Genomic DNA, 224 nt, shown 5'->3' on the forward strand with positions numbered 1-224 from the left:
CTTGAAAACGATCAATCTCAAGTTGTTCAAGAATCCATTTCGACTAAGCCAACCTGCCGAAAACACGAAACGAATTCTCAATGAAATCGTAGAATTAACCTCAAAAACTCATCCAACACATAACGCCGCGTTAAGTGGTGAGCAACGCGACCACAATCCTAAACCATTGCGCCTTAAACACAAAACTCAACCTAGAATCGAAACTCCCAAGCGTTGGGAATCCG

Annotated in this window: 1 protein-coding gene; it reads left to right on the top strand. The window is 42.9% G+C overall.

The window, feature by feature from the left end; translation table 11 throughout:
- Window positions 1-22: 22 nt before the first annotated feature.
- The coding region (locus tag AACW06_RS20715; RefSeq protein WP_339379026.1) for a hypothetical protein at window positions 23-224 on the top strand (202 nt) is incomplete at its 3' end.

Source organism: Vibrio sp. S12_S33 (genome assembly GCF_963889785.1).
GTDB classification, from domain to species: Bacteria; Pseudomonadota; Gammaproteobacteria; order Enterobacterales; family Vibrionaceae; genus Vibrio; species Vibrio aestuarianus.